1 protein-coding gene is annotated in these 835 nt (G+C 50.7%); it reads right to left on the bottom strand.

The window, feature by feature from the left end; all coding sequences use genetic code 11:
* Positions 1–18: 18 nt before the first annotated feature.
* The coding region (locus ACWHAR_RS25265) for an endonuclease I family protein (protein ID WP_452088208.1) at positions 19–835 on the bottom strand (817 nt) is incomplete at its 5' end.

An 835-nucleotide genomic window follows, 5' to 3' on the forward strand; every position in this document is an offset into this window, starting at 1 on the left:
ACAAGGAGCACCTTTTTCTTACGGCCAGATGTCGCCGGCCCATTCAGGGTGGTTTATAAATGGATTGCGGTTGTGCTGATATTTTTCATAAATGATTTCATTTCTTTTCCGCTCGCGGTCGTCAACCGGATCCTGCTTATTCCATTCGAGCAGGACAGATTGTTTGCCATGATAAGGAGCTGAGCCGTTGCCTGTCTTATCATTAAGCTCAAGATCAGGATAGCCGTCATCACCCTCGTAACGGACAGCCATGTAAAACAGCATGCGGGCAACATCGCCTTTCACATCATCGCGGGGCTCCCATGAATCGCCGTCATAATAATTTCCGGGTGCCTTCGCATATTCAGTGCCGCCATTGTCAAAATCCATATTTCCTCTGGCGCTGTTAACTTGAACATCAGCCGGGCGCAAATGATGAATATCAGTACCAGGTCCCTTGCTCGTACCAAAATCGCCATGGGATTTCGCCCAGACATGCTCGCGGTTCCAATCGCCGACATTGCCGCCGTTCAGGTTTTTGGACCGCGATTCATTCGTATAGAGCAGGATGACGTTATTCGGATTTCTCGGATCTTCATCCGTTTCTTTCAGCGCGTTCCACACTTCGCTGTAGGACAGCATCGTGTGTCCGCTGATAATGCGGTGCAGGGTGCTTTTTAGCGAGTCTCCTGTTTTACCTTCAGCCCCTTCATAATAGGTATCTGTGTCAGCATAGGGTGCAGCGGGGGCGGCTAATGAGAGAAGGCTTCCTGTTCCAGAAGGGGAAGACGCCAATCGGTCATTAAGGCTTAATGCGGTTTGCGCGCTTGCTGAAGCTGCAGGCGCAAGCCATCCG

This window comes from Bacillus sp. LR--39 (genome assembly GCF_053613335.1).